At 68.7% G+C, this 16,077-nt stretch carries 13 protein-coding genes; 3 read left to right on the top strand and 10 right to left on the bottom strand.

All coding sequences use genetic code 11. From position 1 onward, the window contains the following. Window positions 1-2: 2 nt before the first annotated feature. The 4 genes from ACF8O7_RS05375 to ACF8O7_RS05360 all read right to left on the bottom strand — a co-directional run bounded on the left by ACF8O7_RS05375 (window position 3) and on the right by ACF8O7_RS05360 (window position 5,989). Window positions 3-263 carry a PP0621 family protein gene (locus tag ACF8O7_RS05375; RefSeq protein ID WP_126312449.1) on the bottom strand — a complete coding sequence of 87 codons (261 nt, stop codon included), beginning with the start codon at window positions 261-263 and terminating at the stop codon, window positions 3-5. Beyond that, window positions 260-1,075, bottom strand: a complete 816-nt coding sequence (locus tag ACF8O7_RS05370) for an inner membrane protein YpjD (protein ID WP_017407444.1) — start codon at window positions 1,073-1,075, stop codon at window positions 260-262. The genes ACF8O7_RS05375 and ACF8O7_RS05370 overlap by 4 nt, the downstream gene beginning before the upstream one ends. A gap of 86 nt (window positions 1,076-1,161) precedes the next feature. Then, a complete protein-coding gene (locus ACF8O7_RS05365; protein WP_016447995.1) occupies window positions 1,162-2,088 on the bottom strand; it encodes a diguanylate cyclase in 927 nt (308 codons plus the stop codon). Further along, complete coding sequence (locus tag ACF8O7_RS05360; RefSeq protein ID WP_126312450.1) at window positions 2,081-5,989, bottom strand: response regulator; 3,909 nt, start codon at window positions 5,987-5,989, stop codon at window positions 2,081-2,083. Before ACF8O7_RS05360 ends, ACF8O7_RS05365 begins: the two co-directional genes overlap by 8 nt. Window positions 5,990-6,256: 267 nt before the next feature. Between ACF8O7_RS05360 and ffh the strand changes: the two genes are divergently transcribed. From ffh to ACF8O7_RS05345, 3 genes are all read left to right on the top strand, one after another. Next, the gene (gene ffh, locus ACF8O7_RS05355; RefSeq protein WP_016447993.1) at window positions 6,257-7,651 is read left to right on the top strand and encodes a signal recognition particle protein; all 1,395 of its coding nucleotides are present in this window, start codon (window positions 6,257-6,259) and stop codon (window positions 7,649-7,651) included. Window positions 7,652-7,744: 93 nt separating this feature from the next. Continuing rightward, complete coding sequence (locus ACF8O7_RS05350) at window positions 7,745-8,299, top strand: C40 family peptidase (RefSeq protein WP_016447992.1); 555 nt, start codon at window positions 7,745-7,747, stop codon at window positions 8,297-8,299. An 86-nt stretch (window positions 8,300-8,385) separates the two neighbouring features. Beyond that, complete coding sequence (locus ACF8O7_RS05345; RefSeq protein ID WP_016447991.1) at window positions 8,386-8,781, top strand: helix-turn-helix domain-containing protein; 396 nt, start codon at window positions 8,386-8,388, stop codon at window positions 8,779-8,781. Window positions 8,782-8,803: 22 nt separating this feature from the next. Here the strand turns inward: ACF8O7_RS05345 and ACF8O7_RS05340 are convergent, their stop codons facing one another. The 6 genes from ACF8O7_RS05340 to fdhD form a co-directional block, all read right to left on the bottom strand. Continuing rightward, window positions 8,804-9,478 (bottom strand): DUF1266 domain-containing protein, encoded by a 675-nt coding sequence (locus tag ACF8O7_RS05340; protein WP_016453151.1) that lies wholly within the window; start codon window positions 9,476-9,478, stop codon window positions 8,804-8,806. Beyond that, window positions 9,475-10,692, bottom strand: a complete 1,218-nt coding sequence (locus tag ACF8O7_RS05335; protein ID WP_082145151.1) for a collagen alpha-1(I) chain — start codon at window positions 10,690-10,692, stop codon at window positions 9,475-9,477. The genes ACF8O7_RS05340 and ACF8O7_RS05335 overlap by 4 nt, the downstream gene beginning before the upstream one ends. Beyond that, window positions 10,689-12,977, bottom strand: a complete 2,289-nt coding sequence (locus ACF8O7_RS05330) for a hypothetical protein (RefSeq protein WP_126312452.1) — start codon at window positions 12,975-12,977, stop codon at window positions 10,689-10,691. Before ACF8O7_RS05330 ends, ACF8O7_RS05335 begins: the two co-directional genes overlap by 4 nt. A 209-nt stretch (window positions 12,978-13,186) precedes the next feature. Further along, the gene (gene miaB / locus ACF8O7_RS05325; protein ID WP_016447987.1) at window positions 13,187-14,515 is read right to left on the bottom strand and encodes a tRNA (N6-isopentenyl adenosine(37)-C2)-methylthiotransferase MiaB; all 1,329 of its coding nucleotides are present in this window, start codon (window positions 14,513-14,515) and stop codon (window positions 13,187-13,189) included. Window positions 14,516-14,671: 156 nt separating this feature from the next. Next, the gene (locus ACF8O7_RS05320; protein WP_016447986.1) at window positions 14,672-15,073 is read right to left on the bottom strand and encodes a hypothetical protein; all 402 of its coding nucleotides are present in this window, start codon (window positions 15,071-15,073) and stop codon (window positions 14,672-14,674) included. 73 nt (window positions 15,074-15,146) lie between these two features. Further along, on the bottom strand, window positions 15,147-16,067 hold the full coding sequence (gene fdhD / locus ACF8O7_RS05315) for a formate dehydrogenase accessory sulfurtransferase FdhD (protein WP_061288075.1): 921 nt from the start codon (window positions 16,065-16,067) through the stop codon (window positions 15,147-15,149). Window positions 16,068-16,077 lie beyond the last annotated feature (10 nt).

Here is a 16,077-nt window from a genome sequence, read left to right as displayed (position 1 = left end):
GCTCAGCGCCGTTGCGCCAGGGCCCGGTGCTCGGCGCTGCAATAGCTGCTGCCTGCGGCCTCGATGGCTTCGCTGCGCGGCAGGTGCAGTCCGCAGTGCGCGCATTCGACCATGTCCTGCGGTGCCGCCAGCGGCGCGTTGGCCGGGTTGGCCGGGTTGCGAGGCGCAGCCGCCTGGCGCCGCTCACGGGCCTCGGTGCGGCGCTGGCTGCGCCAGACGCCGATGGCAATGACGATGACGATCAGGACCAGCAGGTACTTCATGCGGCGCGCTCCAGCAGCACTTCCATCACGAAGCGTGATCCCGCATAGGCCAGCAGCAGCAGCGCGGCGCCTGCGTAGAGCACGCGCACGGCGCTGCGGCCACGCCAGCCAAAGCGCGCACGGCCGATCAGCAGCACGGCAAAGGTCAGCCACGACAGCAGCGAGAACACCGACTTGTGGTTCCAGACCCAGGCCTTGCCGTAGAGCTGTTCGCCGAACAGCCAGCCTGCGGCCAGCGTGGCCGTGAGCAGCACAAAGCCTGCGGACACGAAGCGGAAGGTCAGGCGCTCCAGCGTGAGAAGGGGCAGGCCGCTGTCATGCCCGCCGCCGCCCAGCCGCATGTGCTGCTCGGCGCGTGTCATCAGCGAGGCATGGACCACGGCGGCGGCGAACAGTCCGTAGGAGGCAATGCCCAGCGCCAGGTGCAGCGGCAGCCAGGGCGAGGCGTTGACATGCAGGGGCGTTCCCGGAAACAGCGCGGCCAGGAGCACGGCGGCCGTGCCCAGCGCTGACAGCGCCAATTGCGCGCGCATCTTGGGGAACAACTGCTGTTCGACCCCATAGACGGTGAGCACCAGCCAGGCCGTCATGGACAGTGCTGGCGCGAACCCGAAGTGCGGCTGTTCCCCGAGCAGGCCCCAGGCCAGGGCCAGGGCGTGGAGCACCCAGGCCAGGCGCAATGCGGCGCGGGCGCCGGCATGGCTGATGCGTCGGGCACCGGCGGCCGGCACGGCATAGGCCACGGCTGCGGCAAGCGCCAGCATCCAGCCCAGGGGCGATGCGTTGGCGGAAATCAGGGGGACGGAGAGCATCTTTCTATGATAGCTGTGGCTTTCCTGCCGCCGGTTGTGCAGGCTCAGAATCCGGGCGCCGTGCCGTGGTTCGGAGCGCATTTGCTTCAGGGCTCGATGGCTGCCTCGATGCGATTGCGCCCCAGGGCCTTGGCCTGGTAGAGCAGGCCGTCCACCTTCTGCAGCCAGGTTTCCAAAGGCGCGGCAGACGGCTGCCGCACGGTGAGTACGCCGCAACTGACGGTGAGCAGCGGCGCCGTGGGAGAGGCGGCGTGGGCGATGGACAGGCGCAGCACTTCCTGGCGGAAATTCTCGGCCATGACCTGGGCGTCGCTTTCGCCGGGGAGGATGAGCGCGAATTCCTCGCCGCCAAAGCGCGCTGCCAGGTCGTAGGGCCGGCGCGCATGGCGCTGCAGCGTGGCGGCCACTGCCTTGAGCGCCTCGTCCCCCTGCACATGGCCATAGCAGTCGTTGTATTGCTTGAAGTGGTCTATATCAATGAGAGCCAGGCCCACGGACTCGCCCGTGCGCAGGCTGCGGCGGTGGGAGCGCTCCAGCATGTCGTCGAAGTGGCGGCGGTTGGCCAGCCCTGTCAGCCCGTCCACCATGGCCAGGCGCTCCAGGGCCTGGCGCTGCAGGGCCAGGCGTATCTGGTTGCGCACGCGCACCTCGACCACGGCGGGACGTATGGGCTTGGAGACATAGTCGGCCGCGCCCAGGCGCAGGCCGTATTCCTCGGCCTGGGCATTGCTCTGGCCGGTGATGAAGATGACGGCGATATGGGCGGTGCGCTCCTGGGCGCGCAACGCACCCAGCACCTCGTAGCCGTTCATGCCGGGCATGGCCAGGTCCAGCAGGATCAGCTGCAGCCGGTGGGCTTCGCGCTGGGCGATCACCAGCGCACCCGGGCCGTCCTTGGCCAGCAGCACACGGTAGTGGGGGCTCAGCAGCTCGGCCAGCATGCTGCGGTTCAGCCGTTCGTCGTCAACGATGAGGACCGTGGGCAGTTCCGGCCCGGTCAAGGCTTCAAACATCTGCAGCTCCCTGTAGGACCGTCCGGTTCACGGCCATGCTCCGCGCCAGCTGTTCGAGCGCCTGCAGCGCCGCCTCGGTTTCCAGGGACTCGGTGCAGCGCTGGAGGCGCTGCAGCACGGACGCATGGCGCCCGTCGACCAGGGGCCGCAGCCGATCCAGTTCGGCCATGGCGGCATAGTCGCTGTCGGCAATCTGCAGCCGCAGCCGAGCCAGGGTGGACGAGACTTCTTCCGCGGTCATCGGCTGCCGCTGCGGGGGGGGCGCGGCAGTGGTCACGGCGGTCACGGCGGCCGCGGACGCCACGGCCACTACGGCCGTCTGCCCGGACCGCCGGGCGATTTCCGCCAGCAGGCCCTGCAGTCCATCGGCCAGCGCCTGGACCAGGGATTGCAGATCGCCGCCGGGCCGGGCGTTGCCGCCATTGCCGTCGCCTGACAGGCAGGCTTGCGCACCGGTCTCGGCCATGGCCGACCATTGCTCCAGCAGGTCCGCGCCCAGGTAGCCCAGACTGCCCTTGAAGGTGTGCACCAGCGATGCCACGGTGTCCCAATGGCCGCTGCGCACGGCATCGCGCAGCCGTTGCGGCGCATCGGCAAAGTCCTGGGCAAAGCCTTCGATGGCGTGGAGCATGCGCGGCGATTGGCCGGCAAGGCGTTGCCGCAGCCGTGCCGGATCCCAGGCCTGGGCAGGGCTTGACGGCGTCGGCTGCAAGGGCGCGGCCGGCGCAAGCGCTGCCGTTGGAGGAGGGCCCGCGCGCAGGCAGCGCTGCAGTGTCTCGTACAGCAGCACATCGTCAACGGGTTTGGTCAGATGGGCATTCATGCCTGCGGCCTCGATCCGGGCGCGCTCCTCGACATAGGCCTGCGCAGTCAGCGCGATCACCGGAAGATGCCGCAGCGCGCTGCGCGTGCGGATGGTGCGCGTGACACTGAGGCCGTCCATGCCGGGCATGTGCACGTCCATGAGCACGGCATCGAAAGGCTGGGTGTCCAGCAGCTGCAGCGCCTGCAGACCGTCCTGCGCAGTCTGTACCGATATGCCGGCCTGCTCCAGCAGCTCGGTGGCCACCTCGCGGTTGAGTACGTTGTCATCCACCACCAGCACCCTGCGCCCAGGCAGGCCCGGGTAGCGCTGCTGTGGCGAGGGGCCGGCCGCCGGGCTTTCCGGCGGGGGTGATTCGGGGTCCCGCAGTGCCTCCCGGATGCACGAGCGCAGTGCCGATGCGGTCAAGGGCTTGATCAGCAGGCCCCGCGGGCCCAACTGCGCGGCCTGCAGCTGCACTTCGTCGCGCCCGAAGGCCGTGACCATGAGCGCAGCCGGGGTCTTGGCCAGGTCCTGTTGCTCGCGCATGCGGCGTGCCAGGTCCAGCCCGTCCATGCCGGGCATGCGCCAGTCCAGCAGGGCCAGGCCGTAGGGGGATTCCTGGCGTGCGGCCTCTTGCAGCATGTGCAGCGCCTGCATGCCGTCCGCCGCCGTATCGCAGCGCATGCCCAGTTTGCGCACCATGGCGGCCAGGGCCTCGCGCGCGCTGGCGTTGTCATCGACGATGAGAACGCCGGTGCTGCCCAGGTTGTCGTGGCCGTCCAGCGGCGCATCCGTGGCAGGCCGGACCTTGGCCGTGAAGCGGAAGTTGCTGCCCTGGCCGGGCTGGCTGCAGACGCTGATCTCGCCGCCCATGAGCTGCACCAGCCTGTGGCAGATGGCCAGGCCCAGGCCGGTGCCGCCGTGGCGGCGCGTGGTCTGGATGTCGGCCTGGGTGAAGGGCTGGAACAGCCGTTCGGCCCGCGATGCATCCAGGCCTATGCCGGTGTCGCGCACGTTCACGCACAGGTGGTGCAGGGGCGCTGCCGTGGCGTGCGCGCCGGCCGCCACCGGCGCGCACGCCAGCGGCGGCTCCAGATGCAGGGAGATCACCACCTCGCCATGCTCGGTGAACTTGATGGCATTGCCGACCAGGTTGGTCAGCACCTGGCCCAGGCGCAGCGGGTCGCCGCGCAACCGGGGCGGCAGGTGCGGGTCCAGCGCATAGACCACTTCCAGCCCCTTTTCCTCTGCGCGCAGCGCCGTGGAGGCCGAGACGGTCTCCAGCACATCGTCAAGGGCGAAATCCACTTCCTCCAGCGCCAGCATGCCCGCCTCTATCTTGGAAAAGTCGAGGACGTCGTTGATCACGGCCAGCAGGGCGCTGGCCGAGCGCTCCACCTTCTCCAGGTAGCCGCGCTGGCGTGATGTCAGCGCGGTCTGCTGTACCAGGCGCGTCATGCCGATGACGGTGTTCATGGGGGTGCGGATTTCGTGGCTCATGATGGCCAGGAAATCCGACTTGGCCCGTTCGGCCGCTTCTGCGGCCTCCTTGGCCTGCTGCAGCGCCTGCTCGGCCTCGCGCTCGCGGGTGATGTCCAGCATGATGCCGTCCCAAACCATGCCCTCGTGGCTGCTCCGGGGGGCCGATCGGCAGCGCAGCCAGCGGATCTCTCCATCGGGCCTGATCACGCGAAAGCGGCAGTCGAAGACCCGCAGCGTATCGACCGAGCACTGCAGCATCTGCTGGTAGTGCGGCAGGTCCTCGGGATGGATGGCATTCAGGTAGGCCTGACGGTCGGCCATGATGGCGTGGGCCGGCACGCCGATCAGGTTCTCTATGCCGGCACTGATGTAGCTGAGCCGCAGTTGCGCCAGGCCGCCTTCCAGGCGGTAGATGGCGCCGCTGGGCAGGTTGTCGGCCAGGGCTTCGAGGCGCATGCGTGCGTCCTCGCGTTCGGACAGGTCCTGCAGCGTGCCGCTGAGCGCGACGATGCGGCCTTGCTCGTCGCGCAGGGCGCGGCCCATGAGGCGGGCCGCGAACCTCCGTCCGTCCGGGCAGTGGTGCACGACATCGAGGCTGTAGGACTGGCCGGTGCCGATGCACAGCTGCACGGCAGCGGTGAGCCGGGCAAGATCCTGCGGTCCGAGCATGGCGCGCAGGGCATGGCGCGTCAGCGGCGGACCCTGGGGGTCCAGGCCGTTCATCACATACATCATCTCCGAGGCCTGGAAGTGCTCGGTGTCCAGCTCCCATGTCCAGCTGCCCAGGCGCGCCAGCTGTTCGGCCTGGCGCAGCACGTCGTAGCTTTTTTGCAGCTGGGACTCGGTCTGGCGCATGAGGGTGATGTCGCGCGCAATGCCCAGCACGCCCACGGTCCGGCCCTCGTCATTGCGGTAAGGAATTTTGGTGGACTGGAAGAGGCGGCGCTGCCCGTTGACCAGCAAATGATCCTCCGACACCACGGGGGCGTCGCTGTCCAGCACCCGGCGGTCGCTGTGGGTGAAGCTGCTGTCGGGGAACAGTTCCTGGTCGGTCTTGCCCACGATGTCTTCGGGCGTGCGCCCGGAAAAGCGCGCGGCGGCGGGGTTGACGAAGGTGTAGCGGCCCTGCCGGTCCTTGGCGAAGACCAGGTCGGGCGTTTCGTGCATCACGGCTTCCAGCAGGCGCGTCGAATCCTGCCACGGCCCGGTGCTTTTTCGCAGGAGCGGCTCCAGCTGCGCATCGGGCTGGCCGATCGGCTCGTCCTGGCCGGTGCGCTCGCTGAGCTCGTGCCAGGTGGTGAAGAAAAGCCGCCTGCCCGACAGCGACTGGCAATAGATATGGAGCTCGGCGGGGAAGCTGGTGCCGTCGCGGCGGATCAGTCGGCCGCAGAGATGGGCCTGGCTGTCCACGGCCATGTCCTGCCAGGGACCGCGCCGAAGTCCGTCCGCGTCGGGCCACACGTCCATGATGCCCAGCCCCAGCATGGCGGCCTTGTGATGGCCCAGGCTGGCGCAGGCATGGGCATTGGCATCGAGCAGGCAGCCCTGCTCGTCAAACAGAAGAAAACCGTCGGGCACACGGTCCAGGAACTGGCCATACGGCGTATCGGGCATGAAGACTCCTAGGCGGTAGCAAGCCGGCACTGCACAGGGCGATAGCCATAATCTATGGAAACAGTGTGGATGTTACTGCCGGCCGGTGCCCGCTGCGCGGCAGGGAAGGCCGGTACTTACCCCTGCAGGGGCAGCGGGTAGAATCGTCGGGATCTGCAGGGTCCGTGCCGCGACCCGGCCCCGCCTGGCCCCATTCGGCAACCTGGCCCCGGCTGGCTCGCTGCAGCACACCTTTTCCTTTCCGACGACTCCAGTTCCTCCCCGCTTATGGCCTCCGCTCTGACCGACAAACTTTCGCGACTCGTCAAGGAGATGCGCGGCCAGGCCCGCATCACCGAATCCAACGTACAGGACATGCTGCGCGAAGTGCGCATGGCCCTGCTCGAGGCCGATGTGGCCCTGCCCGTGGTGCGCGACTTCGTTGCGCGCGTCAAGGAAAAGGCGCTGGGCCAGGAGGTGCTGGGCTCCCTGCAGCCCGGCCAGCTGCTGGTGTCCATCGTCAACAAGGAACTGGCCGCCACCATGGGCGAGGGCGTGGCCGACATCAATCTCAACGCCCAGCCGCCTGCCGTCATCCTCATGGCCGGCCTGCAGGGCGCCGGCAAGACCACGACCACGGCCAAGCTGGCCAAGCACTTGATTGAAAAGCGCAAGAAAAAGGTGCTGACCGTGTCGGGCGACGTGTACCGCCCGGCCGCCATCGAGCAGCTCAAGACCGTGACCGGCCAGGCTGGCGCCGAGTGGTTCCCCTCCACGCCAGACCAGAAGCCCCACGACATTGCCGTGGCCGCGCTGGACTACGCCAAGCGCCACTTCTTTGACGTGCTGCTGGTCGATACGGCCGGCCGCCTGGCCATCGACGAGCTGCTGATGGCTGAGATCAAGGATCTGCACGCCACGCTCAAGCCGGTCGAGACCCTGTTCGTCGTCGATGCCATGCAGGGCCAGGATGCGATCAACACGGCCAAGGCCTTCAAGGAGGCCCTGCCCCTGACCGGCATCGTGCTCACCAAGCTCGATGGTGACTCGCGCGGCGGCGCGGCGCTGTCGGTGCGCCAGATCACGGGCGCGCCCATCAAGTTCGCCGGCGTGTCCGAGAAGATCGACGGCCTGGAAGTCTTCGACGCCGACCGCCACGCGCAGCGCGTGCTGGGCATGGGCGACATCGTGGCCCTGGTCGAGCAGGTCACCAAGGGCGTGGACATGGAGGCCGCCCAGAAGCTGGCCGAGAAGGTCAAGAGCGGTGACGGCTTCGACCTCAACGACTTCCTGGCCCAGATCCAGCAGATGAAGCAGATGGGCGGCCTGTCCAACCTCATGGACAAGCTGCCGGCACAGCTCACCGCCAAGGCCGGCCAGGTGGACATGGACAAGGCCGAGCGCGAGATCCGCCGCAAGGAAGGCATCATCTGCTCGATGACCGCCAAGGAGCGCAAGAAGCCCGAGATCATCAAGGCCACGCGCAAGAAGCGCATTGCCGACGGCGCGGGCGTGCAGGTCCAGGAAGTCAACCGCCTGCTCAAGGAGTTCGAGCAGATGCAGGAGATGATGAAGAAGATGAAGGGCGGCGGCCTCATGAAGATGATGAAGCGCATGGGCGGCATGAAGGCCATGAAGGGAATGATGGGCGGTGGCGGCGGCATGCCCAAGCTGCCGTTCTGAGCGGGCCGGGCCTCGCCGATGGACAGTCAAGCCGCAGCACAGCCTGCGGCTTTTCTTTGGCCGCTGCGGGGCTTTGTGAGAACATGCGGCGCCATGAAGGCTGGCGTTTCGACTTCCCTTGCGGCTTCCCGCGTGACTGCATCGCGGCTGTCTCGCCGTGACTGGGGCCTGCTGGCGGCGGCTGCGCTGCTGGCCGGCTGCTCGTCTGCTCCCCGCAAGGGCGCGGGTCCCGGGCCTGCTCCTTCGCCGCAGGCCCTGAACCTGGATGGCGAGTTGCGCGAGGCCCTGCTGGCGCGCACCATGCTCGTGGTCAACACGCCGTATACCTACGGCGGCAATTCGCCCGACGGCGGTTTCGACTGCAGCGGCCTGATCCAGTGGGCCGTGGGCGGCATTACCGAAAGCCGCCTGCCGCGCACCACGGCCCAGTGGGCGCAGTTCAGCAATCCCGTGGGCAGCCGCAGCTTGCAGCGCGGCGACTTCGTGTTCTTCAACACCCTGGGCTCGCGCTATTCGCACATGGGCATCTTTGTGGGCAACGGCCAGTTCGTGCATGCGCCGTCCAGCGGCGGCACGGTGCAGCGCGTGCGCATGGACAACCCCTATTTCGCCAGGCGCTTCACCGAGGCGCGCAGCATCTTCGCCTGAGCGCCTGCCAGGCAAGGCGCCGGGCTTGGCGCCGGCTCTTGAATCGATGGTCCAATGAGAGCTCCATAGAAATCCAGGGTTTCGGAATGGATAACAAGCTCGAATTCGCACAGCGCCTGCGCCAGGCCATCGAGGCTGCGGGTCTGGAGCCGCGGCCCAGCGTGCTGCTGAATCTGTTCAATTCCAGTTACTGGGGTCGGCCGATTTCGTTCCAGGCGGTTGCGCGCTGGCTCAACGGCGAGGCCGTGCCCGAGCAGGACAAGCTGGTGCTGCTGGCCGAGCTGCTCAGGATCGAGCCCGAAGTGCTGCGCTTTGGCGACCCTGCCCAGCGGTCACTGCCGCCTCAGCACGAATGCCAGGAACCGGGCGTGGGCTATCTTGAACGCGAAACCTTCGACGCCTTTCTGAGGCTGCCCGCGCCGCAACGCCAGGTGGTGCGGGAGGTGATCCTGACCTTCGCCAAGGTGCACGGCGAAGGCTGAGGGCCGGGCCACCGGGCAGCCGTCACCGCACCGCCTGCGGCTGCCAGGGCATGGCATGCCAGGGATGGCGCGGATCGGCCACCCATTGCTGCACCTCCTCGGGCGTCACGCTGCGGCCCAGCACGTCGGCCCGGCCACGGGCCAGCCATTGGCTGCGGCCCCGCGCATAGGCCTGGCCGAAGGCCTGCCAGCTGTCAAAGCAATCCCGCGCGCGGCATGCGTTCAGGTGAAGGATCTGCTGGTGCAGGGCCTCGTCCAGCCAGCCCAGCAGCCAGGCACATCGCACGTGGAAGGCCACGCGCGCGCAGGCAAAGGCCATGGCGGCATGGGGATCGTCGCCGGCCTGCAGGCGCTGCAGGTCCAGCGTGAACCAGCGCTGGCGCAGGCCGTCGGGCAACTGGCGTGCGATCTGGGCATCGTCCAGGTCGGTGCGCAGGCCCAGGTGGTGCAGCACCATGGGGCGCAGCTGGGTGGTCAGGGCGTCGTCGGCACCATGGAGCTGCCGGTCTGCAAAGCCGCCCTGGATGGCGTGAAAGGCCATGGGATGGGCCAGGGCCAGGGCCCAGTCCAGCGCCGCATCGCCGCTGCGGTAGCTGCTGAAGTCGCCGCGCTGGCGCGCCGCGCGCCTGCGGCGCAGGCCGGCGCGCACTGCCCACCAGACCAATGCAGACAGCACAACAAGAGTGAAGGCGTTCATCGCGGATTTCCTGTCCTGCCCGGCGATCCTGCCCGGCGCCGCGCCAGCTCCAGCGACTGCTGCAGGGCCGCGCTGCGCGGCATGCGCTCGAAGGCGGGCACGGGCACGGTGTCGCGGCGTGCCGCGACCAGCCATTGCATCAGGGGCGACCGGATATCCAGCTGCTCCAGCAGCGCCGGGTGGGCCTGGAGCAGCCACAATTGCTCGGCTTCGGTGTGCAGCTCGCTGGCCGCGCACCAGGCGCCGGTGTGGCCCGAGGCCAGCAGATGCGCCGGACGGCGCACGATGCCCATGGCAAGGGCATCCGCTGGCGCCTCGCCATCGGCATCGAGGTGGTTGAGCAGGGCCAGCACGTCGGCCAGGTAGCGCGCAATCGGCGGGCGGTTCTGCTTGCCCTTGATCTGGTCGATGCGCAGCCGCCCGCCGTCAAGCACCTGGGCGCTGACGGTGATGCGCGGCTGGGCCGTGCCCGTGCGGTAGCTGAACAGGCGCAGCCGGCCCTGCTCGCAGGCTTCGGCGTAGTGCTCGCCGTAGCCGCCGCGCAGCGCGCCGCGCGCGCTGAACTGGCCCAGGCAGTGCCGCATCATCTGGCTTTCATAGGCCATTTCGGCGCGCAGGTCCGGGCTTTGGGCATCGAATTCCACGAACACGCCCAACTGGCCGCGCAGCAGCGGACGCACGGCGCCGGGCCGGTGCTCGGCCCAGCCGCTTTCGCTTTTTCTGGCGAAGGCCAGGTGCTCCAGCGTCCAGCGCGCCAGGGCCTGCGGGCAGTTGATGCGCTGCAGCTTGCCCTCAAGCGCCGTGCCGCGCCGGGTGGACAGGAACTCCAGCAGCCGGCTTTCCAGCGCCAGCAGCGGGGCGCTGTCAGGCTCCACCCACCACAGCGGTGCGCTGGCGCCGGCCGCAGGGCTGTCCTGTAGCGGTGGCTGGCGGGCCGCATGTGCGCGCAGGCGCTCCAGCGCCCAGGCGGCAGGCTCGGTGCGCCTGTGCAGGCGCAGCAGTTCGGCCTGCGTGGAGATGGGCTGAACGGCCGGCGGATCGGCGTCGAGGTTGCCGATCACGTGGCGGTAGAAGTGGTTGGCCAGCCAGGCCGCGATCTCCTGACTGTCGCCGCGCGCCGCGCTGCGCTCGCGGATGCGCTGCTTGATGTCCGGCGCATTGACCACGTCGCGCGGGCGGTAGGCGCTGGCTGCCGTGGCGGCTCCCGGGTTCACCACAGCTTCCACCAGGGCTTGCTGTCCGAGTGCAGCTTGAGGCAGCGCTGGAGGCCGTCCCTGGCCATCTTGTGCTCGGCCTCGCTGTCATCGGGGGTGAGCTTGGCGATGGCCTCGCGGTGCAGGGCCACGGCCTGATCGATGGGGCCGCAGCTTTCCATGGCGCAGGCCAGGCGGCGCAGCGTGTAGCACTCGCCCAGGGCGCGCACTTCGGGCAGCAGGGCCTCCAGGCGGGGGCGCACCACGTCGCCATGGCTTTCGGAGAAGAAGTCGAGCAGGGACATCAGGGCCGCCAGGTAGTCGCGCCGCTGTTCGCGCTGCTCGTCTGCGTCCAGTTCCTCGAACCACTGGTCCAGGCGTTCCAGCCAGATGCCGATCTCGCCCGCGCGGCCGAGCTGGTAGAGCGCCAGCGCCACGCTGGGGAAGTAGTCGGTGGGGCAGTGGCGGCTGTAGCCGTAGTCCTGGGTGAAGTGCCACAGCTGCTCGGCCGCCGTGACGATGCCGGGTCGGTCGTCACGGCGGATGGCACACCACAGCAGGCCGTCATGGTGCTCGGCGAAGGGGCTGCTGGACAGTCCCTTGTGGTGCAGGGCTGCAGCCTCTTCATAGCGCTGCTGCGAGCGGTACTTGATGGCAAGGTTGTTGCAGAGCATGGAGTAGACGTGCAGGTGCGCGTCCTTGTACCTGCCCTGGCCGCTGGCCCAGAAGGCCTCGAAGCGGGCCAGGCCTTCCTCGTAGTAACGCTGCACCAGCGGCTCGCGCACCTCGTCGCCCGGCACCTGCCGGCCTTCGCCCATGATGGCGGCCAGGTCGTCCTCGTCATCCAGCGTCACGCCCGCCGCATAGCACCAGTGGGCGCCGAAGCCCTGGGGAAAGGGCCGCTGCAGCGCCTGCGCGGCCGGCAGCGCGGCAAAGCGTGCGGCCCAGAGCATGGGCAGCAGTTCGGAGTTGGCGTGCCGGGGCTGCTCGCCCACGCCGCGCTCGAGCAGCGGCAGGGCCTGTTCCCATTGGTGGTTCCTGGCCAGGCGCCAGCCGTCGATCATGTCCAGCAGCGGATGGCCGGGCGCCTGGGCACGCGCCAGGGCCAGGTAGTCGTCGGCGCTGCGCGCAGCAGCCGGGCTGTCTTCCAGGATCTCCTGCATGTCGGAATCCAGTCCCGCCCAGGCCAGGATCAGCGCCCAGGCGGGGGCGTGGGCGGTGTCGCTGTCCACCATGCGCAGTGCCAGCTCATAGCCCTGGCGGGCCGATCCGGGGCGGCTGTGCAGCACGCTCTCCAGCGCCAGGTCCGCTGCATCGGCCAGGCGGCCCGCCTCTTGCAGCCATTGCAGCACCAGGCCGCTGAAGGCGTCGTCGGAGTCGTCCACCAGGCCGAAGCGGCCCAGCTCGGCCAGCTGCAGCGCGGCCTCTGGCTGGCCCATGGCATGGCAGGCCATGGCCTGCAGCCGTGCCTCATGGACCTTGCGGTGCGCGCGCACCGCCTGCGATGCGGCGGGGCTTTCCGTGCGGGCCAGGTGCTGCTGCGCCGCCATCAGCACGGCCGGAACGCTTTGCGGGGCCAGCGGCAGCACTTCGCGCGCAAGGTGCAGCCAGTCGTCGAAGTCCACGTTCTGGTCGGCGTCTGCCAGGGCCAACTGCGCCGTGGCGGCCTGCACATGGCGCACGGTGGCCGGCACATCGCCGCGCAGGCGGGCCAGCTCGGCCTTGCGCAGGCTGGCACGCGCGTCGCGGCGCGCGGGGGATGTCTCGCCGTCGGGGTCGCTGCGCTCGTGGTTGCGCTGCAGGTCCACGCCTTGCTCGGCCAGTTCCCAGGCCTGGGCCTCGCGGGCCAGGTAGTGCCAGCCATTCCAGTAGCGATAGGGCTCGCCGGTGTGCGGCAGCCGGCCCATGAGATCGGCGGCAGGCGCGAGCAGGGCCACGCCGCCTTCGCGGTCAAAGCGCAGCCGGCTCTGGATGTCGCTGAGCGCCAGGCTGGCCGTGGCCAGCAGGCGGTTGTCACCCTGCAGGTGCTGCAGCGTGGCATCGCGGTGCTCGCGCAGCAGGGCGTTGGCGGTCTCGGGCCGTTCCAGGTCGAGCCAGAGATCGTGCAGACGCTCCAGTTCGCTCACCGTGGCCGGCGCGAAGCGCTGCTGCGAGAGCAGCTCCATGACGGCCGCCTGGCGTTCGGCCGGGGCGATGGGGCTGGTTTCATCTTCCTGTTGCAGCAGGTCGTGCGCCTGGTCCATGAAGGCATGCAGGGCTTCGCCCTCAAGGATGGCCTGGGCGTTGGCGGGCTGGGAGGTGTTCATGGAATCGATAGCAAGCAAGCGAAGCTGGAAAAGCCATGCAGGCCGACAGACCTCAGGGCGGCAACCCGCGATGCTAGCGGGCCGGCCCGCGCCAGGCCAGTGTGGCCGGGAGTTTTCACGTCCTGTTACATGCAAAAAGCCCGGCATTGCCGGGCTTTCGTTACGCAAGAGGTCGCTGGGCCACCGGGGCCGCAGGGATCGGGTTGGGATCAGTGGCGCACCACGACTTCGCCGCGCAGCGTGAAGGTGCGTGCCTCGGTGATCTTCACATCGATCATCTGGCCGATCAGGCGTTCGTTGCCCGGGAAGTTGACCACGCGGTTGCACTCGGTGCGGCCCATGAGTTCGCTGCCATCGCGCTTGGACAGTCCTTCCACCAGCAGGCGCTGCACCGTGCCCACGCGCTCGTCGCTGATGTCCTTGATGTTGTTGTTGATCACGGCCTGCAGCTCCTGCAGGCGGCGCAGCTTGACCTCGTGCGGCGTGTCGTCGTGCAGGTTGGCGGCCGGCGTGCCGGGGCGGGGGCTGAAGATGAAGCTGAAGCTGTTGTCGAAGCGCACGTCGTGGATGAGCTTCATCATCTTCTGGAAGTCTTCCTCGGTCTCGCCGGGGAAGCCCACGATGAAGTCGCTGCTCATGGCCATCTCGGGCCGGATGGCACGCAGCTTGCGGATGGTGCTCTTGTATTCCATGGCCGTGTAGCCGCGCTTCATGGCCATGAGTATCTTGTCGCTGCCGTGCTGCACGGGCAGGTGCAGGTGGCTGACCAGCTTGGGCAGCCGAGCGTAGGCCTCGATCAGGCGCGGCGTGAATTCGTTGGGATGGCTGGTGGTGTAGCGGATGCGCTCGATGCCGGGGATCTCGGACACGTACTCCAGCAGCAGGGCAAAGTCGGCGATCTCGGCCGTGTCACCCATCTTGCCCAGGTAGGCGTTCACGTTCTGGCCCAGCAGCGTGACCTCCTTCACGCCCTGGTCGGCCAGGCCCGCGACCTCGACCAGCACGTCCTCGAACGGGCGGCTGACTTCCTCGCCGCGCGTATAGGGCACGACGCAGTAGCTGCAGTACTTGGAGCAGCCTTCCATGATGGAGACAAAGGCCGAGGAGCCTTCCACGCGCGCCGGTGGCAGGTGGTCGAATTTCTCGATCTCGGGAAAGCTGATATCGACCTGGGGCTTGTGCCTGGCGGCGCGTGCATTGAGCAGCTCGGGCAGGCGGTGCAGGGTCTGCGGGCCGAAGACCACGTCCACATAGGGCGCGCGCTTGATGATTTCCTCGCCCTCCTGGCTGGCCACGCAGCCGCCCACGCCGATGAGCACGCCGCGTTCCTTCAGGTGCTTGTAGCGGCCCAGGTCGCTGAACACCTTCTCCTGTGCCTTCTCGCGCACCGAGCAGGTGTTGAACAGGATCAGGTCGGCCTGCTCCGGGTCGTCGGTGGACTCGTAGCCCTGGGCTGCGCCCAGCACATCGGCCATCTTGTCCGAGTCGTACTCGTTCATCTGGCAGCCGAAGGTTTTGATAAAGACTTTCTTGGACATGGTGGGGTTCCGTCAGGCAGCCGCCGCACTGCAAGCGGCGGTCTGCAAAAAAAGAAGATGGCCGGGCCAGGGCGGGCGCTGTGCTCCCTGGCCCGAGCCGCTGCGCCCCGCAAGCTGCGGGCCGCATCCATCGTGTGCGTGCGGTGTGCGCCGGCCTCAGTTGAAGAAGCGGTGCAGCATCGACTTGGGCTTGTAGTGCTTGTCGGCCTCGGCCTTGGTCAGGATCCAGGCCTGGTGCAGCCACTGCGTCTGCGGCTCGATCACATAGCCCACCACGAGCTTGCTGCCCTGGTAGTTGATGGCCTGCACCAGCGTGCGCTCGGGGCTGAACAGGCGAAAGCCCGGGCTGGTGCGAATGGTCTTGCCGTCGATTTCGACCACGGGAAACTGCGCGGTCACGACCAGCTCGCCGAACTGGGCCTGCGGCGGGAAGTTGCGTGTCTCGTTGGAGGGCAGGCCCTGCGCGGCCGCGCCCAGGCTGGCGCAGGCCAGGCCGGCGAGCAGGGCGCCGGCGCACAGGCGGCGGACGGCGGAGAAATGGGGCTTGCAGCGGTTCATGGTGTACATCCAGGGGCTGAACCCGCGATTCTACGAACTTGCCGCTGCGCGGGCGCGGCACTCGGGCATTGGGTCAGGCGCGGCCCGGCGCATACAGCACGGCCTTGGGCGGCCGGCACAGGCCCCAGAAGCGCAGGCCGGTCAGCTCGGCCATCTGCACACCCATGGCCGTGGGGGCGGAGATGGTGGCCAGGGCGGCGATGCCGACCCTGGCGCATTTGCGCACCAGCTCATGGCTGCCCCGGCTGGAGAGCACGACAAAGCCGGCCTCGCCCAGGCGGCCGGTGCGCGAGAGGCGGCCGACCAGCTTGTCCAGCGCGTTGTGGCGGCCCACGTCCTCGAGCACATCCGTCAGTTGCCCGTCCAGCCCTGCCCAGCCTGCGGCATGCACGGCGCCGGCTTCGGCGTTGAGCCGCTGCAGCGGCGGCAGGGCATCGATGGCAGCGCACACCGTGGTGGCATCGACACGGGCGATCCAGTCGTGCGCGGGCAGGGGGTCGAAGGACAGGTCCAGCGCCGCGAAGCTGTCCACGCCGCAGACGCCGCAGCCTGTGCGCCCGCTCATGCTGCGGCGCCGGTCCTTGAGGCGCGTGAAGCAGCGCGAGGCCACGTCCAGCTGCACCTCGATGCCGTCCATGCCGGACGGAAGGCCTGCCGCTTCGGCGGCCACGGCCCGCACCTCGATGCCGTAGCAGTCGGCGCCGCTGTCCAGGATGCCCTCGGTGAGCGCAAAACCCAGCGCAAAGTCTTCCAGGTCCGAGGGCGTACCCATCATCACGGCATGCGAGATGCCATTGAACACCAGGGCGATGGGGACTTCGCTGGCCAGCACCTGGGGTTCGGGCTGGAGGCTGACGGCGCCGCCATCGGCGATCCGGTGGCGCACCACCGCATGCGTGCGCAGTGCGGCAATGGCGGGCGCGATGGCGCAGGCAGCATCTGCCGGGCCCGAGTCCGGGGCGGGTGCGGGAGCGTGTTCGGTGGTGGCGTTCATGGCGTGGGCC

This window comes from Delftia sp. WSY_16 (assembly GCF_043104415.1).
Classification (GTDB): Bacteria; Pseudomonadota; Gammaproteobacteria; order Burkholderiales; family Burkholderiaceae_C; genus Comamonas; species Comamonas tsuruhatensis.
The sequence above is the reverse complement of the archived record's forward strand: the minus strand, read 5'-3'. Positions and strand labels throughout refer to the sequence as shown.